Source organism: Streptomyces sp. ISL-96 (genome assembly GCF_018614035.1).
GTDB lineage: Bacteria > Actinomycetota > Actinomycetes > Streptomycetales > Streptomycetaceae > Streptomyces.
In genome coordinates this window covers 307,757-330,084 of record NZ_JAGGPA010000011.1, presented here as the reverse complement: position 1 = coordinate 330,084, position 22,328 = coordinate 307,757, and the positions used below count along the sequence as shown (strand labels likewise).

The following is a 22,328-nucleotide window of genomic DNA, read 5'->3' as shown; positions in this document are numbered from 1 at the left end:
GCGCAGAGTGGCCGCCCCAAATGATCCAGAACCCGTTCTCGTGAACACCGACTCCGGTCCGGGCCGGGTGCCTCCCGGAAACGCAGCTCGCGAACAGAGCCACAGGTGTCCCTTGCGTGTGACGGCAGAAGCCAGGCTGGGCCAACGGGCTGCCGGGCCGGTGTTGCGGGGCGACGATGGAAGAGACCACGTCGCCCGCTGCCAGCAGTGCGATCACCTACCGTGTCGACGGGGCGGAAGGAGCAGCCGGCCATGGATGCAAATGGGTTCCAGGCTGATCTTGGCCATGCCGGGCGGGCGGAGCTGGGGCCGTCGCCGCCGGGCGGGCTGCTCGACGTGCTGGGTGTGGCCGCGATCGTTCTGGACGCCGACGGGCGGATCGTGTTCTGGAGCCCGCAGGCCCAGGCGTTGCTGGGCTACAGCGCCCCGGAGGCGCTCGGTCGGTTCGCGGCGCAGCTGCTGGTGGCGGACGAGCATGTCGATCTTGTGCTGCGGCTGTTTGCCCAGGTGATGGAGGGTGAAGGGAGCTGGGCGGGTGTCTTCCCCGTGCGGCACAAAGATGGTGGCATGCGGTTGCTGGAGTTTCGCAACATGCGGCTGCTGGACGACCGCGGTGATCTGTACGCCCTCGGCTTGGCCACTGACCAGGCGACGCTGCGGCGGGTGGAGCGGGACTTGGCGCTGTCGGTGCGGCTGGTCGACCAGTCACCGATCGGGCTGGCCGTCATGGACCCCCAGCTGCGGTACGTCATGGTCAATCCGGCGCTGGAGCGGATCAACGGCCTCCCCGCCGAAGAACACCTCGGTCGAACTGTGCGAGAAGCGCTGCCGTTCCTGGACACCAAGAGCGTCGAATCTGCCATGCGGCAGGTCCTCGCCACCGGCGTGCCGCTGCTGGACCAGTACACCGTGGGTAGCACTCAGGCCGACCCTGACACCGAACATGCCTGGTCGGTGTCCTACTACCGTTTGGAAGGCTCTGCCGGCAACGTGCTGGGGGTGGCCACCTCGTCGGTGGACGTAACCGACCGGCACCGCGCTGCTCTGGATGCGGACCGGGCCCGTCATCGGCTGGCCGTGGTCGCGGACGCTTCCGTGTGCATCGGTACCACGCTGGATCTGGAGGAGACCTGCCGTGAGCTGGCTGATGTCGCCGTGCCGGAGTTGGCCGACATGGCGGCCGTGGACGTGCTCGACTCCGCTCTGACGGGCCAGCGCACCATCGTTCCCGCCGACGGACCGGCGCTGTTCCGAGCCCTGGCTGTCGCTGTCGCCTATCCCACCGAGGCCGCCGCGGCGACCGACCCTCCGGGCGAGGTCGCCCGTTACGACGCCGACCGGCTGGTCACCCGGGCGGTCAACACCAGCCGGCCCGTCATGGTGCCGCACGTGGGCGAGGCCGATCTGTCCCTGATCGCCCGCGACCCGCGGGCCGCCGCGCTGCTGGCCCGGGCCGGCGTGCACTCCTACCTGGCTGTGCCGCTGATCGCTCGCGGTGAGGTCATCGGCGCCCTGGATCTCGTACGCGCCCGGAACCCGCAGCCGTTCACCGAGGACGACGCCACCCTGGCCGGCGAGCTGGCCGCTCGCGCGGCTGTCTGTATCGACAACGCCCGCTGGTACCAGCAGCAGCGCGACACCGCCCTGACCCTCCAGCGCAGCCTTCTGCCCGACCCACCACCGCGGCTCTTCGGCCTGGATGTTGCCTCCCGCTACCAGCCCGCCAGCGCAGCCAGCGAGGTCGGCGGCGACTGGTACGACATCCTCCCGCTGCCCGACCACAAGACCGCCCTCGTCGTTGGTGACGTCATGGGCAGCGGCGTCAAGGCCGCCACCACCATGGGACGACTGCGTACCGCCACCCAGACCCTCGCCGGCCTCGACCTTGAACCGACCGAGGTGCTCCGCAACCTGGACCGGATCACCGCCGGACTGGACCCCTACTTCGCCACCTGCACCTACGCGCTGTACGACCCCCACAGCGCGCAATGCCGCATCTCCACCGCTGGCCACCTGCCGCCCGTCCGCATGCGGGCCGGCCACGCCCCCGAACTGCTCGACCTGCCCACCGGCGCGCCCCTGGGCGTCGGCGGCGTCCCCTTCCGCACCACCGCCATCGACCTGGACCCCGGCGACCAGCTGGTCCTCTACACCGACGGCCTGGTGGAGACCCGGGACCAGGACATCGACACCCGCCTGGACGCCCTCGCCACTCTCCTCGGCGGCCCTCACCGCGACCTCGAATACACCTGCGACCACCTCCTGGCCGCGCTGCGCCATCCCGACGACCACGACGACGTCGCCCTGCTCATCGCCCGCGTCCGCCGCTGACCCCGACCGTAAGGGAAGGGCTTCTTGGTCGACGGGTGACCTGGTCGCCGCCGCCGGGTATGGCTGCCCGGATGCGCGCCGACACCATCGCCGCGGCGATGGACTGCCGGCCTTGGTCGACGGCTGCGGTTCGTCGTCCCTGTCCGCACCATCGACGCCGGCCCTTCATCGCCTTGTGGGAGAGGCGCTCGGCCACCACATGTGCCCTTGCTCAGGGGATCCTCACCAATGCCGGGCCGGCCTCTCCCCACCGCCCAATGCCAAGGCCCGCGTCAACATCGCGGAGACCATGCGGCGCGCCTTTGGACGGCTTGGCGGCGCAGACGGCACCGGCTGAATGAGACCTAGCCCTGGCCGTCGTAACGGCCAGGGCTCGGGAGGTTCGTGAAACCGGTGGGTCAGGGCTGTTCGGTGGTTTCGATGACGCACTTGTGCTGGACCACGTCCAGCAGCTCCTCGGCGGCCTGCGCGGTTTCGCAGGCGAAGTACGCGGTGAGCACGGTCTCGACGTTGAGCGGGGGAGCGAAGACGAACTGACCGTTTTCGCGGTACTGCAGGATCGTGTCCGCGTCGAGGTCCCGCAGGAGGGCGACCGTGTCCTCCAGGCGTACGAGGTGGCCGTTCTTGGCGGCGCAGAAGTCGTACTCCAGCGCGGCGCTCCGCCGCGTGGGGGTGAGGCCGACCGGCTCGCGGCCGAGGCGGTGCTGGATTCCGTACGCGTCGAGGCCGGTGCAGATGCGCAGGAGGTTGTGGACCGAGGCACCCCCGCCGGAGATACGCGGGGCGCACTCCAGGATGTACAGGCGGCCGTCGCCGTCGTAGCGGAATTCCGCGTTGAACGCCGAGTTGTCCAGGCCGGTGCCCCAGATGACGCGCTCCAGCATCTCCTGGAACTCGGGGCCCTTCACGCCGTCGAAGGGCTGGGTGACGCAACCCGTCTCGTGGAAGGACGGCAGACCGGTCAGACGGGGCAGCTTGATGTGGAACAGGAGGCAGGTGACCTTGCCGTCGACGACGAACCCGTCGACCATCACCTCGTCGCCGTCCAGATACCGCTCCGCGATGATCTGGGACGGGCCCCGGCTGTCGCGCAGCAGACCGCACACGCGCTTCACCGAGACGAAGGCCTTACGGAAGTCCTCGGGCCGGTCGACGCGCACGACTCCCGCGCTGTAGAAGCCGTTCGAGGGCTTGAGTACGACGGGGAAGCCCAGCTCCGCCTCGACCCGGTCCAGTGCCTCGCGGGGATCGGCGGCCAGGGCGATCTCGACGTACGGCGCGACGAAGTCCCGTACCGCGGGGTGGGACTTGAACACGGTCTTGTCGGTGAGGCAGTTCACCGCGTCGATGTCACGGGCCGGCCAGCCGCGGTGGCGGCGCAGCAGGTCCGTATGCACCTGGTAGCCGTCACGGAACGAGACGATCTCGTCGAAGGAGGCCAGGTCCGTGGTCTCGGCCACCACCGCCGGCAGGGCCTCCTGCCAGGCGTCCCGGTCGATGCCGGCGAGCGAGGGCGGCTCGGTGAACGTGGCCTCGATGCCGTGGCTCTCGCAGTAGCGCAGGTAGTCGAGGGAGTCTTCCTCGCGGCCGAGTACGAGTATCTTCATCGAAGCTCCAGAGTGCAGCACTTGACGCTGCCGCCCGCCTTGAGCAGCTCGGACAGCTCCACGCCGATGGGGTTGAAGCCCCTGTTCTTGAGCCGCGCGATGAGGTTGGTGGCCGCCTGCGGCAACAGGACGTTGTAGCCGTCGCTGAAGGCGTTGAGGCCGAACACCGCGGCGTCCTCGTGGCGGGCCAGGATGGCGTCCGGGAACATCGCCCGCAGCACCGACTGGCTGCCCTTCGAGAAGGCCTCCGGGTAATACATGATCTCCGTGTCGGAGAGCACCGACAGCGCGGTGTCCAGGTGGTAGTGGTTCGGGTTCACCAGGGTGAGGCCGGTGACCGGCAGACCGAAGAACTCCTGGGCCTCGGCGTGCGACCGGGGGTCCGTACGGAAGCCGGTTCCGGCCAGGATGCGCCGGCCGACGACGAGGTAGTCACCCTCGCCCTCGTTGATGTACTCCGGCCAGAGGGTCTCCTGGAAGCCCTGCTTCTCGAACCAGTTCAGGTAGGCAGGGCCCTCCGCGGTCCGCTCCGCGTGGCGGAAACGGGCGCCGAGCACCTTGCCGTCGACGACCGTCGCACCGTTGGCGGCGAACACCATGTCGGGCAGCCCGGGGATCGGGTCGATGACCTCCACCGAGTGGCCGAGCGACGTGTAGAGCTCGTACAGCTGCTCCCACTGGGCCACCGCGCGACCGCCGTCGCAGGGCTTCTCCGGGTGCATCCACGGGTTGATCGAGTACGTGACGTCGAAGTGGCTGGGGCGGCACATCAGCAGCCGGCGCGGGGTTGCCACGCGGGCGTTGACGGGCTGGACGGTGTGCTGTGCCGGATGGATCGTATCGGCGATGGGCACGAGACTCGCTCCTCTGGTGTGGGTCAGTCTGTGTTCTGTGGTGCGCGGGAGATCAGCGTCATGTGTGCCGTCACAACGGGTTCGCCGCTCTCCGTGGCCACTTCGCCCCGGGTCGACAGGATCCCGCTGCCCGCCAGGCTCCGGGCCGCGTCGATGTACAGGGTGACGGTGAGCCGGTCCCCGGCCCGGACCGGGCGGTGGAACTCCAGGCGCTGATCGCTGTGGACCACCCGGTCGATGTCGAGGCCGATCGCGGGGTCGCCGCGGACCTCGGCCATGGCCCGGTGGACCACGGCGAAGACGAACGTGGGTGGCGCGATCACGTCGGGGTGGCCCAGCGCGCGGGCGGCGGCCACGTCCCGGTAGGCCGGGTGCGGGTCGCCGATGGCGGCCGCGAACTCCCGGATCTTCTCCCGGCACACCTCGTACGGCTCGGTGGTCGGGTAGCTCCGCCCGACCAGGTCCGAGGTCACCGGCATCGAGGCCCCCTGCTTCTGTCCGACATGCGGCTCTCCGTCACATGGGTCTCCGTCACATGGGTCTCGGGCACATGGGTCTCGGTCACTCGGATCACGTCACTGGCTCAGCGGCCGAGACAGGTGGTCCGGTGACCCGGCCCTTCGGTCAGGAACGCCTCCACCGAACGACGGTGGTCCTCGCTCCTCGACACCTCCGCGGCGATGCCCGGCAGAGCCGCGTCCGCCGCCCCGGTGCCACCGGCCAGGAAGTGCGCGACGACCTGCTTGGTCGCCGCGTGCGCGACGGTGGGCCCGGTGGCCAGCTCCATGGCGTACGCATAAGCGTCCTCCCGGAACGTGGCCAGCTCGAAGATCTCATTGACGACCCCCCAGCGCTCCAGGGTGGTTGCTCGGTAGAGCTTGCCCGTCATCACCGCCTCGCGGGCCCGGCCCGGGCCCGCGCGCTCCGCGAGCCGCTGGGTGCCGCCCATGGCGGGGGTGAACCCGACCACCCGCTCGACGAGGCCGAAGCGCGCCGAGCCGGTTGCCACGATGAGGTCGCAGGCGAGCGCGAGCTCGAAGGCGGCCGTGAGCGTCATGGAGTGCGCCGCGAACACGGTGGGAAACGGCAGCTGCTCCAGTGCCCGGGTCGTGGCCAGTTGCCCGGCCCAGAACGACTCGGCGTCGTCCGGCGACATCTGACGGAAGACCTCGACGTCGACGCCCGCGCTGACGACCGTGCCCTCGGCCCGGATCAGCAGCCCGCGCGGTGGATGGTCTGCGAGCCACTTCAGCGCGGCCTTCCAGGCCTCCCACATCGGGGCGTCGAAGAGGTTCTTCGGCGGACTGTCCATCGTCAGGACGGCCAGCGGGCCGTCCATGGTCAACCGGAGCGGAGACCCGTACCCCAGGGCGTCCGTCACGTGGTGCTCGTCCGTCACGTGACGCTCCGGAAGATGCTGATCGCGTTGTTGCCGCCGAAGCCGAAGGCGTTGTTCTGTACGTGGCGCAGCCCTGGCACGGACCGGGGGGCGCCGGTGACGAGGTTGATGTCCAGCTCCACGTCCTCGCGGCCGATGTTGGTCGGCGGCACCAGGCGGCGCTCCAGGGCCATGCAGGAAGCCACGGCGCCGACCGCTCCGGCGGCGCCCATCAGGTGACCGACGGTTCCCTTGATGGCGGTGATCGCCGCCCGGGGATAGCGCTCCTGGAAGATCGCCCCTTCGATGCTGTCGTTGGCGCGACTGCCTGTCCCATGGGCGAAGATCACGTCGATGTCCGACTCTTCGAGGCCGGCCTGTGCGAGCGCCATCCGGTGGCAGGCCGCGACACCGCCGGGGTCCGGGGCCGTGGGGTGGCTGGCGTCGTTGTTCACGGCGGAGGCCAGCAGCTCGGCGTACGGAGAGCGGGCGCCCGTCAGGGACCGCTCGGTCTGCAGGACGAGGAAGCCGGCGCCCTCGGAAGGCGTCACGTACCGCCGTTCCTTGGCGAACGGACGGCAGGCGTGCGGGCCGATCGCCTGCAGCGTGTTGAAACCGATCAGGTTCTTCTCGGAGTACGGGTCGACGCCGCCGACGACCGCCGTGTCGGCCACCCCGGCCTGGAGCATCTCCAGCGCGCACGACAGCGCCACGTTGGCAGAGGCACAGGTGTTGTGCACGGTGAAGGTGGGGCCGACCGAGCCGACGGCGCGGGCGACGTCGTCCGAGATGGAGTAGCTGGAGTAGCCGCCCGAGCTGGCGGGGTCGCACCGGCCGGCGACGACGTCCTCCAGGGCGTCCGCCTGGCCGTCGCTGCTGCCGACGCACACCACGGCGTTACGCAGTGCCGGGTGGCCGGGGGTGAACCCGGCGTCGCCGAGTGCCTCCAGCGCCGCGTACTCGGCGAACAGCGAGGCCGAGCGAGCGGTCCCGTACGCCGGGCGGTGGCCGGTGAGTTCCTGGGCGCGCTCGCGGGCCGGTCCGGGGACGCGGCCGCTCAGGATGCCCGGTTTCATGCCCGGGTAGATGGGCTTCAGTTCTTCGAAGCGGGCCGTCGTGGTGCACAGGTCGTCCCAGAGACGTTCCTTGCCCGCTCCGGCCGGTGAGATCGCTCCGAGACCGGTGACGAATACGGATTCAGGTCCTCGGCTCATCACGAACTCCTCTTCGTTACGGTCACACTGGCGCGCTTGCCGGACGTGGCACGGCATTCGACGACCGCACTCCCGCCCGGGCCCAGCCCCTGAAGCATCCGGAGGAACTCGGCGGTGATAAACGCCCCGTTCCTGCCCAGGTGTTCCTTCGGCTCGGCGGTCTGCACGACGCCTTCTCCCGGCGCTACGACCCATGCCCGGCCGCTTGCCGGGAAGGGCCCGGCCGAGGCCGCGTCCTCCTGCCAGAAGTCGAAGCGCGCCGAGTATGCGTCGCCCGTGCTCAACCGGGCGTGCGTGACACCGGATTCGCAGGGCAGGTCCGCGTCCTCGCGCCGCGCGTCGCCCAGGGCCTCCGGGGAGTAGACATCGCCGATCAGGAGGTGGCCCGTCGACGAACTGCCCTTGCCGAGCGCGGCCAGCACCTGCCAGAGGGTGACGACCGGAGTGAGCTGAGCGGCGTTCAGGGTCATGTTCCGGCCGGTGGCGCCGATCGCCAGGTTGACGAAGGCCGACGCGGAACTGGTCAGGGCGTTGGGGAAGTACTGGGCCGACATCAGCCGGCCCTTGGCCGCCGCCGTGCGCTGCAGCCCCGCCATGGCGCCGAAGTTCCCGTACTCGGTCCCGATGATCACCGTCTCGCCGCTCTCGCGCTCGTACTCGTCCTGGAGTACGAGGTACAGACACAGCCGGGTGAACCAGTCGCGGAACTGGTCGCCGGCGGTTCCGACGACAAGGTGGAAGTCCTCCGGCGCGCCCGCGGGGGCCTCGCCCGGTGATTGTTCCGGATCCACCGCACACATCGCGACTCGGTCAAGGCTGAACTTAAACACGTGTCTCTCCATGGCAGAGCCGCTGATGCCGGACGGCAGGAGCAGCAGCAGGTGCGATTACTTGGCGGCGATGCCCGCGATGTACGTGTCCAGGTCCGCCACCGTCACCAGGTCGCGTGAGAAGTCGTCGCCGAGCTCGATGTCGAACGCCGCCTCCACGTGGACGATGACGTCGATGAACTTCAGGGAGTCGATTCCGAGGTCGGCGTTCAGGCGCTGTTCACCTGTAATTTCGAATGAGTCGGGACGCTCGGCGACGCTGCGCAGAACATCGGAAATCCTGGAGTCAATTGCGTTCGACATGGAGAAACCCCTCAATAGTAGAAACCGTGATAGCCGACACGACAATGCCGTGCCCAATGGTCCAGCGCCCGCTGAAACCGCTCAGTTCGCGCCCATCGGTGAGCGGCCCCTGTGTGCGGAGGCGGACGTCAAATGTTCCCTGTTCCGGGTCCAGGGTGATTTCCGCGTCCTTGAATCCGAGCGGGCGTCCGGTCAGCGGAAACCAAGCCTTGTACGTCGATTCTTTCGCCGTGAAGAGCACCTTGTCCCAGTGCACGCGGGGCTCGCCGCCGGAGAGCTCCGCCAAGTGGGCACGCTCCGAGGGCAGCGCCACTTTACCGAGGGTTCCGCTGGGCAGCGGGCCGTGCGGTTCGGCGTCGATGCCGATGCTGTGCAGGTCAGACCTGTGAGCAAGTGCCGCAGCCCGGTAGCCCGAGCAGTGGGTCATGCTGCCCACGACTCCGGCGGGCCACTGCGGGGCGCCGCTTTGGGACGGAACGACCGGCGCCGCTGGAAGACCGAGCCCGGTCATTGCCCGTCTCGCGCAATGCCGGACGGAGGCGAACTCCATTCGCCGTCCGTACGATACCGCGCCCAGCGCGTCGACTTCGGCAGCATAGAGGTCCGCTGACGGCAGGTCAACGAAGAGCTCCTCACCGAATACCCGCGCGGGAAGGATGCCCTGAATCACTCTATGCCCCCCGGCTGTACATGAATCGGGCACTACATGGACGCCCGATCGGCGTCACCGTAGCAGCCGCACAGAGGGGCCAACCACCCCCAGTGATCATGGTCACAGAGAGTTTACAAAGTTCCGCGGCCGTGATCTTCTTGGGATCCTTGAAGTGGTTTGCGTTTAGGGGGATTTGAATAGTGTCCGTACTGGATTCGGAACTCTCCAAAAACGGTTTCGACAAGTGGAACCTCGCCGACGTTTTCGGCATCACGGAGAGCGACAGTAACTACCGGGCGCTGGCCGGCGAGTACGACGACCTCCCGGAGGACCCGTACGCCGCGGGCTCCGGTCGTTACCGCCGATACGCCCGCGGCATGTACCTGCCGTGGTCCAAGGAGTTCAGCTGGATTCCCGCGACGGAGGACCAGTCGCGCGACGAGATGAACGGCTACTACCAGGGCGACCACAACCCCGAATACCCGGGCGTGGTGCGCAACCTTCCCGCCATCAGCGAGCGGGGCCGCAACAACCAACTGCTGCTGGACATCATCGACTTCGACTTCCAGCAGACCCGCCGGAACGACGTCGATTCGGTCTGGCCGCTGCACGTCGGCGTTCATTTCATCAAGCTCTCGATCGACGAGGACGGCGGCGAAGCCGTCTCGTCCCCGAACGAACTGCACCAGGACGGCGAGCCGTTCGTCTTCGCCCACCTGATGTACCGGCGCAACGCGGAGGGCGGCGACAACATCATCGCCCCGCCCAAGTACCGCGGCATGCAGCCCCACCAGGTGCCCGAGGGCGAGGTCATGGCCTCCTTCGAGCTGACCCGCCCACTTGAGGCGTACGGCATCACCGACAAGCTGGTCAGCCACTACGTCGGCCCGATCAGGAAGGGCGCCGGCGAGGGCCCGGGCGAGCGCGCCATCCTGCTCACGGACTTCGTTCCGATGCGGCAGCTCATCTGATGACGTTTCACTACAAGCGCTCGACCGACGAGTCGGCACTGCAGGAGCTGAAGAAGGCGCTCGTCTTCTTCTACGGCGACGCGACCGTCACCGAGGCCGACCCAGGATTCACGGTCAGCGTGCCCGCGGACCTCTCCGAGAAGGAACTGGGAGACGTCGTACGGCACTTCCTGCGTGGCCAGCGCGAGGTGCCCAGCAAGGTCGTCGCCGAGAACGCCGGCCGCCCGGGTGCCCAGTGCGGTCTGCCGCACGACGACCGGATGGAGGTCGGCCCTGGAACGTACCTCCAGGGACCCGACTGGGCCGACGCGATGGACACCACCCGCGCGCTGGTGCGCGGGCACCTGGCGGACCGGTTCGACGTACCGCAACTGCGCGGGTCCGCTCTGATCTCGCGTGACGTCCTGGTCAAGGCGGGGTACTACCGCAAGTTCCCGAACCTGGTGAACGCGGTGTCCCGGATCAGGTCCGACTACTGGGACGGTGTCTCGGTGTCCCAGCTCCGGCCCGGTCAGGACGAGGCGCTGGCGACGTTCTACGTCGCGTCGGACATGGTGCTCAACCCGGTCACCTGCTACCACGTGTACGCCAAGGCGCAGGCGCTGATGGAGCGGCACACGGGCGGCATGTTCGGCATCGAGGGCCCGGTGTTCCGCCATGAGTCGCACAACCACACCGCGACGCGGCTCGCCGAGTTCACCATGTACGAACTCGTCGGCATGGGCACGCAGGACGAGGTCGCCACGTACTTCCAGGACCTCCTGGAGGCGTACACCGAGCTCTTCGCGGCGCTCGGCCTTCCGCACCGTATCGTGAGTGCGTCCGACGCCTTCTTCGGCGACGACCCCACGCTCACGCGCAACGCCCAGCTGATGAGTGGCAGCAAGTTCGAGGTGCGGATCCCGATGGAGGACGGTGAACTCTCCGTGGCCAGCGTCAACTCGCACGGCGCGGCGTTCGTCGACTCCTTCGGGCTGAGCCAGGACGGCAAGATCCAGGCGACCTGCTGCGCGGGCATCGGGCTCGACCGGCTCGCCTACGCGCTCAAGGCGTACGGCCTGCTTCCCTGACCGACCGACTCCGGGTGGCGCACCGGCAGGGGTGCGCCACCCACCACCGACCATAGGAATTCTCAGCAATGCAGAACATCGAAGCCATCGTGGACGAACTGCTCGCGCAACTCGCGGCGGCCCGTGATGTGCCGGCCGACGCCCAGCCCGCCGAGATCATCGTCAGCTCGCTCGACCAGATGCGGTTCCTGGTCGCCGTGGAGGAGCGCCTCGACACGATGCTCGAGGTCGGCGAGGTCTTCCCCTTCGACCTGACGTCCCGCGAGAACCTCGTCAAGAGCGTGACCGAGCTGGTCGGGGAAGCCGCGGCATGAAGTCACTCCGTACCTGGGTCGACCCGTCCATAGCGCGGGAAGTGGTCCAGGTCTCCCTGCCGCTGATGTTCGGCATGGCCGGCAACCTGGTGATGATGCTGGTCGACCGCATCGCGCTGGCGCGCTATTCGGAGGCGACCCTCATCGCCTCGGGCCCGGCCGTCTTCACCGGCATGACGATCATCATGTTCGTCACCGGGATCGCCGGCATCACGCGGTCGTACGTCGCCCAGGCACACGGCCGCGGCGACAGCGACGCAGCCGCCGACGAAGGCGCTGCCGGGGTGCTGCTCGCCGTGGGGCTGGCCGTACTGCTGCTGCTCGCCACTCCGCTGATCACCCGGATTCCGGAGCTCAGCAGCCGGCCGGCCGACAGCGTCGCGCTGGAGTCGGTGTTCCTGGAGTGGTCGGCCCGCTTCGGCGCCGTGATGACCATCAACATGGCGCTGGCGTCGTACTTCAACGGCACCCGTAAGACACGGGTACCGATGGTGGTGGGCGTCGTCGGCCAGGTGGTGGGTGTCGTCATGTGCGTCGGCCTGATCTTCGGCAGGTTCGGGCTGCCCGAACTCGGCATGCGCGGCTCGGGCATCGCCACGTTCATCGCCGTGTCCGTCATGTTCGCCGGTTACGTGGTGTGTCTGCCCCGCACCTTCTACTCCGGGTTCACCCGGCTGCTCGGCAACGGCGCCCGCAGGATCCCGGCGCTGATCGGGGCGCGGCTGGGCAAGGGGGCCCCGTCGGGCGGCTCCAGCGGTCTCGAGGAAATGGGTCACACATCGTTCGTGTGGATCGCCGGCCTCCTGGGCCCGGTCGCGCTGGCCGCCAACAACGTCGCTCTCTCGCTCAACTACGTGGCGATCATCCCGCTGATCGGCCTGGGCATCGGGTGCAGCATCCTGTCGGGCAACTCCGTCGGCGAGAACAAGCACGAGCGCGTGCCGCTCATCCTGCGGGCCACGCTCGCGGTGGCCTCGGTGTACGTCCTGACCGTCGCCTTCTTCCAGATCTTCCTGCCCACCCTGCTGCTCTCCCCGTTCGGCCTCGACGGCGCGGACCCGGCGACGATGAGTACGGCCGTCGACACCTCGCGGGTGCTCTGGATGTACTCGGTGGCCTTCATGTTCTCCATGTTCGGCGGCGCCGTACTGGAGAGCTTCGGGCTGACCCGTTTCGTCTTCCTCACCCGGATCGCGGTGGTCTGGGTGCTGAGCGTGCCGACCATCCTGATCATCGCGCTGGCCAACCGGGACAGTTCCGGTGTGCTGGTGCTGATCTGGGTCGTGTACTCGCTGTTCGAGGGCGTTATGGGCGCGCTCTACTTCTGGCGCATCCGCCGGGCCGCCGCATCGGGCGAGAACCAGCTTGTGAAGCCGGCGCGCGAACCGGAGCGGAGCGCCGAAGGCGATGTCCAACCCGTCTGATCCCCCCGTCACCCCGCCGTCCCCTCCCCGCACGTCTGTGAAATGAGGAAACCGTGTCCCGATCCGCTCTGGTGATCGGCGGAAACCGAGGGATCGGCCGTGCCATCGCGCAACGCCTGGTCGAGCGCGGCGACCGGGTCGCCGCGACGTACCGCACAGGCGACTGCCCGGACGGAGCGCTCGCCGTACGGTGCGACGTGACCAGCTCCGAGGACGTCAAGCGGGCCGTCAAGGAGGCCGGGGAGGCGCACGGACCCGTCGAGATCCTGGTGGTCAACGCCGGTATCACCCGGGACAAGCCGCTGTACGCCATGACGGAGGAGGAGTTCGAGGCGACGCTGCGGACCAACCTCACCGGGGCGTTCCTCGCCGCCAAGCACGCCGCACGCGGCATGATCCGGAGCCGTTTCGGCCGGATCGTCTTCATCTCCTCCGTCGTGGCCCTGTCCGGCGAGGCCGGGCAGGCCAACTACGCGGCCTCCAAAGCGGGGCTGATCGGAATGGCCCGCTCCCTGGCCCGGGAGTTCGGCGGCCATGGCATCACGGTGAACGTCGTCTCACCGGGGCTCACGGACACCGACATGGTGGCGGTGCTCTCCGAGGAGCACCAGCAGAAGCTGATCGGCCGGATTCCGCTCGGCCGGATGGCGCGGCCCGAAGAGGTAGCCGCCGCGACGGAGTTCCTGACCAGTGACCTGACCGGGTACATCACCGGTGCGGTCCTGCCGGTCGACGGCGGAATGGGCATGGGCCACTGACGGTGGCCGGTCCGCTCATGATGGTCGAGGACAGCCGCAGCGTGCTCCGGGGAATCGGCTCGTACGAGACGCTGCTGACTCCCCAGGAGCAGGCCCGCGCCACTCTCCTCACCGGTGCGGACCGGCCCGACTATGTGGCGGCGCACGTTCTGGTACGGATCTGCGCGGCCCGGCTCGCCGACGTACCGCCACAGTCGATTGTGATCGAACAGCGGTGTCCCGGATGCGGCGCCACGGACCACGGGCGGCCGTACGTCAGAGACCATCCCGGTCTGTCGGTGAGCCTTTCGCACACCAGGGGCACGGTGGCGGCGGCGGCCGGTCGTTCGCCCGTGGGCATCGATGTGGAGACCACGGCCGGCTTCGTCTTCGACCCACGCCTCGCCGAGCGGGTCCTCGGCGCCGAGGCGGCTGCTGCCGTCCGTACGGCGGCCGATCCCGCACTCGCCTTCCTCCGCCGCTGGGTTCGCAAGGAAGCGCTGGTGAAGGTGGGACACGGGTCCCTTTTCGGGCCCGCGACAGCAGAATCCGGCACCGCGGAATCCGGCGCCGACGACGCCCGGTGGCAGGTGCGCGGGTGGACCGCCCGGGACTCGGGTGCCGTCGCCGCCGCGGTCTCCCAGGAGCCGCTCACTCTTCTCCGTGCGGGGGGCCGGCCGTACGGACCGCCGAACCCCGACGACAGGCCAGGAGGGCCCTGATGAACAGCCATATCACCGAGCAGTACCCCGAATTCGCCGTGAACTGCTTCACCGGCAGCTTCAGCGCCCTGGCCGGAACGCTGGGCCGCGACATCGCCGAACAGAGCCTGTTCGAGCAGGGCGACGCGTATCTCTTCCAGGCCGGTCTCGACGAATCGGGCTACCCCGAATACATCTTCCCGGTCGAGGAGGCCGGCGTCCTCGGTATGCGCCGCATGGGGTTCGGACTCCAGGCCATACCCATTGCGTACGGAGATGTGGGAGCCCAGCTGAAGGACCTGGTCGACCGGTTCGGCGGGGTGGTCGTCTGGGTCAACACCTCCCACCTGGGCTATGCCGAGGTCTACGGGCGTACCAGCTCCTACCTTCACTCCATCGTGATCGACGAGGTAGCCGAAGACCTCTCCGACCTGCGCGTCTTCGACTGCATGGTGGTCGACACGGAGCGTTTCAGCTGCCGGGCCCGGCTGGACTTCGCCGAATTCGAGAAGGCCATCAGCGACCGGATCCAGAGTGACGCGCACGACTGCATGGGGTTCTTCTACGTCGTCACCGGGACGGGCGAGCGCGAGGGACCGGACGTACTCGAGAGCAGCCTCCGCGAGCAGGCCCGCCGTTTCGCCACGGAGGACCGTTTCCGTGATGCGATCAAGGACTACCAGCGGCTGTGTGTGGAGTGCTTCGACGACCCCGGCCGCAGTACCGAATTCGGTGCCAGGCGCCTCTTCATCCACAGTACGGTCCTCTATTGCGTGCCGAGTCTGACCCTGATGGGCCGCTCCCTGGAGGCGGCCGGGGCGTCCGATGAGGCGAAGGAGCTCTGCGAGGAGGCGATCCGCCACTGGCGAGCCCTGGGCGTTCTCGCCCTGCGGTACGAGGCGACCGGCTCCGGCGCCGTCATGGAACGCCTGAACCAGCGGTTCGCCGTGCTCGACGACGTCACAGCCCGTCTCTGGGGAGAACTCGCATGAGCGCCACCGCGAACAGCGCGAACACCGCGCCGGTCACCTCGGCACAGGAGCGACTCCCGCTGCTGCCCGCGCAGGAGGGCCTGTGGCTCATCGAGGGTTCCGGGCCGAGCGCCCACAACGTCTCTTTCGCCCTCCACCTCGACGGCCCCCTGGACCGCGACCGTCTGACGTGGGCGCTGCGGGAGCTGACCGGCCGGCATGCCGCGCTGCGCGCCCGCCTGGTGCAGGAGTCAGGAACCCCCGTCCAGATCGTCTCGCCCACCGCGCCACTGAAGATCACCGAGGTCGAGGTGCCCGCGGCAGCGGAAACGGTCCTTGACCGGCTGATCGCGGTGGAGCAGGAGCAGCCGTTCCGGCTCGACGAGGGACCGCTGTTCCGTGCGACGCTTTACCGCTCGGCGCAGCAGCGCCACGTACTGCTCTTCGTCATGCACCACATCGTCTCGGACGGCGCCTCCTGCGACATCCTGGTCCGCGATCTCACCGCCCTCTACGCGGCAGGTCCTGACCGGGCGCCGGTTCCCGCGCCCGGGCTGAGCTACACCGCGTACGTGCTCCAGGAGCGGGAGAGGTGCGACGGGCCCCGCGCGGGGCGGTCCCTGGCGTACTGGCTGGAGGAGCTGCGGACCGTTCCGCCGCCACTGCAGTTGCCCTTCATGCGTACACCGCCGCCGGACCGCACCCGTCGGGCGGTAAGCCACCGCCAGGACATTCCGGCGGAACTCGCCGTACGACTGCGTGAAGTGGCCGCGGGGAACTCCGCAACCCTGTTCATGACCCTGGCCGCAGGCGCGTTCACCCTGTTGCACCGCTACACCTCGGAGACCGACCTCACCCTTGGTGTGCCGCTCTCCAGCCGCATGATGCCGGGCACCGACGAGGTGGTCGGACTGCTGGTGAACACCCTGCCGGTGCGGGTGGGCATCACGCCGGACACCTCCTTCAACGGGCTGGTCCAGCAGGTCCGTTCCAAGGTCGTCAAGGCGCTGCGGCACCAGGGGGCCTCGTTCGGACGGCTGGTCCAGGAGGTGAATCCGCCGCGCGTGGCCGACCGTCACCCGGTGTTCCAGATGGTGATCAACCACTGGGAGCACGGGGAGAGCGGCACCGTCGCCGGCGGCCTCACGGTGCGCCGGCGCCCGCTGCCGAACCCCACGGCGGCATTCGACGTGATGCTCAGCTTCGTCGAGGAGGCGGGCGCGGTCCGGGCGTACTTCGAGTACGACAGTGACCTGTTCGACGCGGTCGCGGTGGAGCGGATGGCGGCGCACCTGGTGCGGCTGCTGGAGCGCGCGACCGCGACGCCGGACGCGGCGATCGGTGAACTGCCCCTGCTCACCGAGAGGGAAGAGCAGGAGTTCGAGCGCCGATGGCGCAGGGCGGAACGCTCTCCGGCCGCCGGTACGCTCCCGGAACTGTTCCGCGAGCAGGCGGCCCGTACCCCCGGCCGGGCGGCCGTGAGCATGGGCGACGAGGCGCTCAGCTACGCGGAACTCGACGCCCTGGCCACTCGGTTGGCGCGACGGCTGACGGCCGAGGGCGTACGGGCCGAGACGCCGGTGGTCCTCTTCCTCGATCGCTCGGTCGACCTGGTGGCCACCGTCCTCGGCGTGCTGATGGCCGGGGGCGCCTACGTCCCGCTCGACACCCGGTATCCGAAGTCGCGGGTCGAGACCATCCTGCGGACGTGCGAGCCTCCCCTCGTCATCACCGACCGCACCACCGACCACCTGAACCTGCCCGAGGTCAGCAAGGTGATCCGGCTGGCCGATCTGCTGGCGGGGGCGGCGAACGAGCCGGCCGCACCGGCCGGGGCGCAGCCGTCCCTCCACCCGGACGGGCTGGCCTACGCCATGTTCACGTCCGGTTCCACCGGCACCCCCAAGGGCGTTGCCGTCACCCACCGCGACGTTGCCGAGCTGGCCACCGACTCGGCCTTCGCTGCCGGGGACCACCGCCGGGTGCTGCTGCACTCCTCGCTCGCCTTCGACGGTTCGACGTACGAACTGTGGGTGCCGCTGCTCTCGGGCGGAGAGGTGGTCGTGGCGCCTCCGGGCGACCTGGACATCGGCGTACTGGGCAAGGTGATCGTTGAAGGCCGGGTGACCGCCGCCTTCCTCACCACCTCATTGTTCAACCTCGTCGCGGAGGAGGACAGCTCCACCCTCGCCCGGCTCAGCGAGATCTGGACAGGCGGCGAGGCGGCCTCTCCGGTCGCGATGCGGCGGGTCGCCGAGTTCTGCCCCGATACGGTCGTGAACAATGGGTACGGCCCGACCGAGACCACCACGTTCGCCACCGGCCACCGCCTGCGGACCCCGCACGACTACCGGGGCGTCATCCCGATCGGCACCCCGCTGGACCACACCCGGGCCTATGTCCTGGACGACCGGCTGCGACCCGTGCCGGTGGGTGTGACCGGTGAACTGTACGTGGCGGGCGCCGGGTTGGCCCGGGGTTACCTGGGGCGCCCGGGGCTGACCGCGGAGCGCTTCGTGGCCGATCCGCACGGCCCCGCCGGTTCGCGGATGTACCGCACCGGAGACCTGGTGCGGTACAACGAACGAAACGAGCTCGAATTCGTCGCGCGGGCCGACCAGCAGGTCAAAATCCGGGGATTTCGCATTGAGTTGGGAGAGGTCGAGGCCGTTCTCGGCTCCGCTCCCGGTGTGGCCCAGGCCGCCGTCGTCGTACGGGAGAACCGCCCGGGTGACCGCTGCCTGGTGGGATACGTGGTCGGACACGGACGGACCATCTCCCCGGCCGCCCTGCGCCGCCACATGGCTGCCACGCTTCCGGCGTACATGCTGCCCACCGCGTTCGTCCCGGTGGATTCACTCCCGCTGACGGCCAACGGGAAGCTCGACACGAAGGCGCTGCCCGCTCCTGCCGGCCTCACCGCACCGGAGCAGGGCCGCCTGCCGCGTACGCCGCAGGAGAAGCTGCTCTGCACGCTGTTCGCCGATGCGCTCGGGCTTCCGTCGGTCGGCATCGACGACGGCTTCTTCGAGCTGGGCGGCCACTCCCTGCTCGGTATGCGGCTCATCGTCGCGATCCGCGACGCACTCGGCGCCGGCCTCTCGATAGGAGACCTGGTCAAGGCACCCACGGTGGCGCTGCTCAGTGAAGCCCTGGCCGCCGTGCCGGGCCGGGAGCAGCCGGACATCATGCTCCCGCTGCGCACCCGGGGCAGCAGGCCCCCGCTGTTCTGCGTGCACCCGGCCACCGGCATCGCCTGGTCGTACGCGGGCCTGACCCGATATCTCCCTCCTGACCAGCCGCTGTACGCACTCCAGGCTCCCGGCCTGGCCGCGCGACGGACGGCCGGGTCGATGACGGACCTGGCCGGCGAATACCTGGAACACATCCGCCGTGTCCAGCCGGCCGGGCCGTACCACCTGCTCGGCTGGTCGTTCGGCGGGAACGTGGCGCACACCCTTGCCACCCGGCTGCGGGAGCAGGGCGAGGAGGTGGCCCTGCTCGCACTCCTGGACTCCTACCCGCCCGAGTGGCAGGAACTGGCGGACTCCCTCGACGAGCCGGACCTGCTGGCCGAGTTGCTGACCAGCCTGGGCCTCGAACCTGCCGCCTTCGGTGACGGCACGCTGGGCCGCGCCCAGTTCGTCGAACGGCTCCGGGCGGCGGACAGTGCGGTGTCGAGCTTCGGCCCCGAGGCCCTGGCGGCACTGCCGGACATCTACACCCGCCACGTGCACCTGCTGCGCGAGCCGGTGGCGGCCCGCTTCGACGGAGACCTGCTCTTCTTCACGGCGGACCACAGCCCCCCGGCCAACGGAGCCACCCACGAGGCCTGGCACCCGCACGTGACCGGCCGCGTGAAGAACATCCCGGTGGCCGCCCACCACGACGCCCTCATGGACCCGGCCCCCTTGGCGGAGATCGGCCCGGCCCTGGCAGCGGCCCTGAACGCCCTGGCCGACGGGACCTCCGTCTGACCCACGAAGGCGGACCCCGGCCGACGGCCGGCCGGGGTCAGAGCGCGGGCTGGATGTCGGTGCGCAACCAGTAGCGGCCGGCCTCGCGGCCGAGCAGGCAGAGGTCGACGAGGTAGCGGCGTACCGTCACGTGGTCGGTGTCGGCCCCCTCGCACCAGGCTTTCAGCTTCGTGTTGACGGTGCGCTCGTCGTAGGTGGTGTCGGTGTCGAACGTACGGTGCGTCAGGTGCTGGAGCACGATGCGACGGCGCCCCCACTGGGAGGGCAGCCGTACCAGCCGGCCATCGCGTACGAACGTGCGCAGCAGCGACTCGACCTCCTCGTCGGCGTACCCGTGGCGCTCGGGCGCCTCGGTGGTGAGGCTGTCGCGCACGATGCCCTTGAACTGATCGGCGTACGCACTGAGCCGCCCATCCGTCTCCGAAACCAGTCCGCCGGCGCACAGCCGCCGCAGCGCTACGGCGGCCTGCTTGCCAGATACCCCGGCCGCCCCGGCCACGGCAGCGGGCGAGGACGTCCCGAGGACGACCGCGGAGAAGACCCGCAGGCCGACTGGGCTCGGCGAGCAACGCCACAACGGTCTCTGGCCTCATCGGTGTTCCACTCTTCTCTCGTGCGGCGGTGCGGGCACACACGAAGACCGCACTCCGATGCTCCGAGGATCGCCGTGGCGCCGTCAACCGAGATTCGCGAAGCGGCCGGTGATCCGGCGGGCCTTCGCCAACCTCGTCACCCACGGAATCAAGGCGTCCGGATTCGACAAGACGTTTCCCGGCATCGAGATCCGCACCGAACCACCCGGCACCCACGGCAGGTTGGTACGGGTCAGCGAAGTACTCCATTCACCGACCTGGCAGAAGGAGCCAGTGCGCCTGGAGAAACGTATGGGACCTGCTTCCCTCGAACCTCGAGCAGCCACTTACAGACAGAAACCGCCTCGATCCAACTCGAGCTCTGGCTCACCTTCTGTGGTCTGCGCACGCTGAGTAATGCCTCGTACCTTTTGCGCGGCCGGCGAAGTTCGCTGCCTCGTGGGGGCGTCATGGACGGCGCTTTCCTAGCCGAAGGCGACGGTGGCGGATGAGTCGTCCGGAGTGCTCCGGGGGCGTGATCGAGTGCTGCTGACATGCGGACTACTGGGCGCCCGGAACGATGTCCGAGGTGTGCCGTACGGTTCCCGGAGTTTGCCTCACCTGGGAGATTCGTGTGTCTGCTCGTGCTCGGCTCTGTGCCACCATCCCCGCTCTCATGTCCTCGTCACAGGCCGGTCCGCCAGATATCGCCGGGCTGCCAGGGCGCAGGATCCTCGTCCAGCGGAGCGACGAGGAAATCGTGGTCCAGGCTCTGGACGACGCCTTCGTCGCACGCCCCGAGGCGAGCGTCGTCCGATTCCCCGCGCCCTGGCCGCGGCGCCGTGGGACGTGGGAGGTGGCGCCAGACGTAAGTGTGGCCGTCTTCGCCGGGGTCCATGCTGTGCGGGCGGTGGAGCCGTCGGGTGCGACGCGCTGGGAGGTGCGGCATGGATGCTGGTACGGCGCATGCCAGGAGATACACGAGTCGTACGACGAATATGCGGATCGCCAGGACCATCGGTACCCGGACGGCGGCTCAGTCGGGTTCTCACTGGACGGCAAACTCGTCTGGGCGCACGTACGCGGCCCGTTGCCCGAGGGCGAGCTGAACCCGGACACGGTCGACGAGTGGCTCGTTCTCGACGCCGAGAACGGTCGAGTGCTCGCGCGGGTCAACGCCGAGGCCGCGGCGGCCGGCAGCTTCCACCTTGCCCACCCGACCGATCCGCATCAGATGGGGCTGAGCATCGGCGAAGGGCAGGACGGGGCGCCCCTGCGCTGGGGCCGGTGGGACGGGCAGAAATTGGACGTGGACTACCTGGAGGGCGACCTCTGCCTGCTGAGTGTGAGTCCCTCAGGCGAGAGGCTCATGACCGTTTCCCATGACCAGGACTCGCTCGCCGTTCGCGACTCCCGTGGCGCCGTCGTGGAGGGGCTGGAGTGGGACGCCGAATCGGTGATTCCCAGGCACTCTGACGCTCCTTCCGGCGATGACGACGAGGTTCCTGTCTATTGGGACTGGGCGGGTGGCTTCGTCGATGAGGGGACCCTGCTCGTCTCGACTGTCGAGTGCGACGAGGAGTGGGGACAGAGCCGGCACTGGCTCTTCGACACCTCGGGGACGAACGGGCTCGTGCCGGTCGCCTATCCAACGCCGGTCTCCTGCCAGCCGACCGCACTGGGGAACGGCGCCTGGTTGACGCTGTCCGAATCCCGTGACGCCCTGCACGTCTGGGTACTGCACACTCCGGAGGACTGCTGTACGAGGCGGGTATTGCGACGGCTGTGGTGAGCAACACGGGCTGGGACATTCGGGGCTCGTTCACCCGGTCCGGTCTGACCCCTCTGGTGGGGGAGTTCGTCCTTTCCTGCGAAGTGGGTGTCCAGAAGCCGGACGCGGCGATCTTCTGGGCTGCCTGCGACCGGCTGGGGGTGATGCCGGGTGATGCCCTCATGGTGGGCGATGACGCGGTACGGGACGGCGCGGCCACAGCCGCGGGCATCCCCGCGTACATCCTTTCGGCCGACCGGGGCCCGGACCGTCCACGGGGGCTGGCCGCGGTCCTTGACCTGCTCGGGTGTCATGGTCCCGGGGACTGACCGCGGTGTGAGCGAAGGGCGGGGGACACGGCCCTGAGGCCGGGCCCCTGCCCCTGCCGGGCCCCTGCCCCTGCCGGGCCCCTGCCCCTGCCGGGCCCCTGCCCCTGCCGGGGCGGCGGTATGACCGCGTGTGCCGTGTACGACGGCGTGGGCGCACCGGCCGCCGCCGGCAGGTGCGCGAGCCGGGCGGCCGGGCCGGGGGGCCGGCCCAGGGGTGAGGCGGCGGCAGGTGCGTGTGGGCGGCGGCCGGGCCGGGGCGACAGCTGGCGGCGGGCCGTGGCCCCGGCCGGCCGGCCGCCCCAGCTCCGCACACCGGGGCCAC

General features: G+C 69.3%; 20 protein-coding genes. 11 read left to right on the top strand and 9 right to left on the bottom strand.

The window, feature by feature from the left end; translation table 11 throughout:
* The first annotated feature begins 252 nt into the window (after window positions 1-252).
* Window positions 253-2,331 carry a SpoIIE family protein phosphatase gene (locus J7E96_RS08720; protein WP_215129148.1) on the top strand — a complete coding sequence of 693 codons (2,079 nt, stop codon included), beginning with the start codon at window positions 253-255 and terminating at the stop codon, window positions 2,329-2,331.
* A gap of 398 nt (window positions 2,332-2,729) precedes the next feature.
* On the opposite strand, the gene J7E96_RS08715 is transcribed toward J7E96_RS08720, so the two are convergent.
* The 8 genes from J7E96_RS08715 to J7E96_RS08680 form a co-directional block, all read right to left on the bottom strand.
* Window positions 2,730-3,938: an acetyl-CoA carboxylase biotin carboxylase subunit family protein gene (locus J7E96_RS08715; protein WP_215129146.1), complete on the bottom strand. Its 1,209-nt coding sequence runs from the start codon at window positions 3,936-3,938 to the stop codon at window positions 2,730-2,732.
* Window positions 3,935-4,792: a dimethylargininase gene (ddaH, locus tag J7E96_RS08710; protein WP_374196644.1), complete on the bottom strand. Its 858-nt coding sequence runs from the start codon at window positions 4,790-4,792 to the stop codon at window positions 3,935-3,937. Before ddaH ends, J7E96_RS08715 begins: the two co-directional genes overlap by 4 nt.
* A gap of 23 nt (window positions 4,793-4,815) precedes the next feature.
* Window positions 4,816-5,271: a MaoC family dehydratase N-terminal domain-containing protein gene (locus J7E96_RS08705; RefSeq protein ID WP_215129144.1), complete on the bottom strand. Its 456-nt coding sequence runs from the start codon at window positions 5,269-5,271 to the stop codon at window positions 4,816-4,818.
* A 104-nt stretch (window positions 5,272-5,375) separates the two neighbouring features.
* A complete protein-coding gene (locus tag J7E96_RS08700) occupies window positions 5,376-6,191 on the bottom strand; it encodes an enoyl-CoA hydratase/isomerase family protein (protein WP_308295880.1) in 816 nt (271 codons plus the stop codon).
* Complete coding sequence (locus J7E96_RS08695) at window positions 6,188-7,384, bottom strand: beta-ketoacyl synthase N-terminal-like domain-containing protein (RefSeq protein WP_215129142.1); 1,197 nt, start codon at window positions 7,382-7,384, stop codon at window positions 6,188-6,190. The genes J7E96_RS08700 and J7E96_RS08695 overlap by 4 nt, the downstream gene beginning before the upstream one ends.
* A complete protein-coding gene (locus tag J7E96_RS08690; protein ID WP_215129140.1) occupies window positions 7,384-8,214 on the bottom strand; it encodes a hypothetical protein in 831 nt (276 codons plus the stop codon). The genes J7E96_RS08695 and J7E96_RS08690 overlap by 1 nt, the downstream gene beginning before the upstream one ends.
* Before the next feature lie 57 nt (window positions 8,215-8,271).
* Window positions 8,272-8,517, bottom strand: a complete 246-nt coding sequence (locus J7E96_RS08685) for an acyl carrier protein (protein WP_215129138.1) — start codon at window positions 8,515-8,517, stop codon at window positions 8,272-8,274.
* Window positions 8,501-9,187: a 4'-phosphopantetheinyl transferase superfamily protein gene (locus J7E96_RS08680; protein ID WP_308295879.1), complete on the bottom strand. Its 687-nt coding sequence runs from the start codon at window positions 9,185-9,187 to the stop codon at window positions 8,501-8,503. Before J7E96_RS08680 ends, J7E96_RS08685 begins: the two co-directional genes overlap by 17 nt.
* A 182-nt stretch (window positions 9,188-9,369) precedes the next feature.
* On the opposite strand from J7E96_RS08680, the gene J7E96_RS08675 reads away from it, so the two are divergent.
* The 8 genes from J7E96_RS08675 (at window position 9,370) to J7E96_RS08640 (ending at window position 19,334) form a co-directional block, all read left to right on the top strand.
* The gene (locus J7E96_RS08675; protein ID WP_308295878.1) at window positions 9,370-10,140 is read left to right on the top strand and encodes a 2OG-Fe dioxygenase family protein; all 771 of its coding nucleotides are present in this window, start codon (window positions 9,370-9,372) and stop codon (window positions 10,138-10,140) included.
* The gene (locus J7E96_RS08670) at window positions 10,140-11,210 is read left to right on the top strand and encodes an aminoacyl--tRNA ligase-related protein (protein ID WP_215129134.1); all 1,071 of its coding nucleotides are present in this window, start codon (window positions 10,140-10,142) and stop codon (window positions 11,208-11,210) included. Before J7E96_RS08675 ends, J7E96_RS08670 begins: the two co-directional genes overlap by 1 nt.
* 68 nt (window positions 11,211-11,278) lie before the next feature.
* Window positions 11,279-11,524 (top strand): hypothetical protein, encoded by a 246-nt coding sequence (locus J7E96_RS08665; RefSeq protein WP_215129132.1) that lies wholly within the window; start codon window positions 11,279-11,281, stop codon window positions 11,522-11,524.
* The gene (locus J7E96_RS08660) at window positions 11,521-12,948 is read left to right on the top strand and encodes an MATE family efflux transporter (protein ID WP_215129130.1); all 1,428 of its coding nucleotides are present in this window, start codon (window positions 11,521-11,523) and stop codon (window positions 12,946-12,948) included. Before J7E96_RS08665 ends, J7E96_RS08660 begins: the two co-directional genes overlap by 4 nt.
* A 53-nt stretch (window positions 12,949-13,001) precedes the next feature.
* Complete coding sequence (fabG, locus tag J7E96_RS08655; protein ID WP_215129128.1) at window positions 13,002-13,706, top strand: 3-oxoacyl-ACP reductase FabG; 705 nt, start codon at window positions 13,002-13,004, stop codon at window positions 13,704-13,706.
* Window positions 13,707-13,708: 2 nt separating this feature from the next.
* Window positions 13,709-14,407 carry a 4'-phosphopantetheinyl transferase superfamily protein gene (locus J7E96_RS08650; protein WP_215129126.1) on the top strand — a complete coding sequence of 233 codons (699 nt, stop codon included), beginning with the start codon at window positions 13,709-13,711 and terminating at the stop codon, window positions 14,405-14,407.
* Complete coding sequence (locus J7E96_RS08645) at window positions 14,407-15,378, top strand: hypothetical protein (protein WP_215129124.1); 972 nt, start codon at window positions 14,407-14,409, stop codon at window positions 15,376-15,378. The genes J7E96_RS08650 and J7E96_RS08645 overlap by 1 nt, the downstream gene beginning before the upstream one ends.
* The gene (locus J7E96_RS08640) at window positions 15,375-19,334 is read left to right on the top strand and encodes a non-ribosomal peptide synthetase (protein ID WP_215129122.1); all 3,960 of its coding nucleotides are present in this window, start codon (window positions 15,375-15,377) and stop codon (window positions 19,332-19,334) included. Before J7E96_RS08645 ends, J7E96_RS08640 begins: the two co-directional genes overlap by 4 nt.
* A gap of 37 nt (window positions 19,335-19,371) precedes the next feature.
* Here J7E96_RS08640 and J7E96_RS08635 read toward each other — a convergent pair whose 3' ends face one another.
* Entirely contained in the window at window positions 19,372-19,911 is a 540-nt protein-coding gene (locus J7E96_RS08635) for a DUF2087 domain-containing protein (RefSeq protein WP_215129120.1), read from the bottom strand.
* A 671-nt stretch (window positions 19,912-20,582) separates the two neighbouring features.
* Here J7E96_RS08635 and J7E96_RS08630 point away from each other — a divergent pair.
* Both J7E96_RS08630 and J7E96_RS08625 read left to right on the top strand, forming a co-directional pair.
* Window positions 20,583-21,698: a hypothetical protein gene (locus tag J7E96_RS08630; protein ID WP_251069556.1), complete on the top strand. Its 1,116-nt coding sequence runs from the start codon at window positions 20,583-20,585 to the stop codon at window positions 21,696-21,698.
* Window positions 21,692-22,006 carry an HAD-IA family hydrolase gene (locus J7E96_RS08625; RefSeq protein ID WP_308295877.1) on the top strand — a complete coding sequence of 105 codons (315 nt, stop codon included), beginning with the start codon at window positions 21,692-21,694 and terminating at the stop codon, window positions 22,004-22,006. The genes J7E96_RS08630 and J7E96_RS08625 overlap by 7 nt, the downstream gene beginning before the upstream one ends.
* Window positions 22,007-22,328 lie beyond the last annotated feature (322 nt).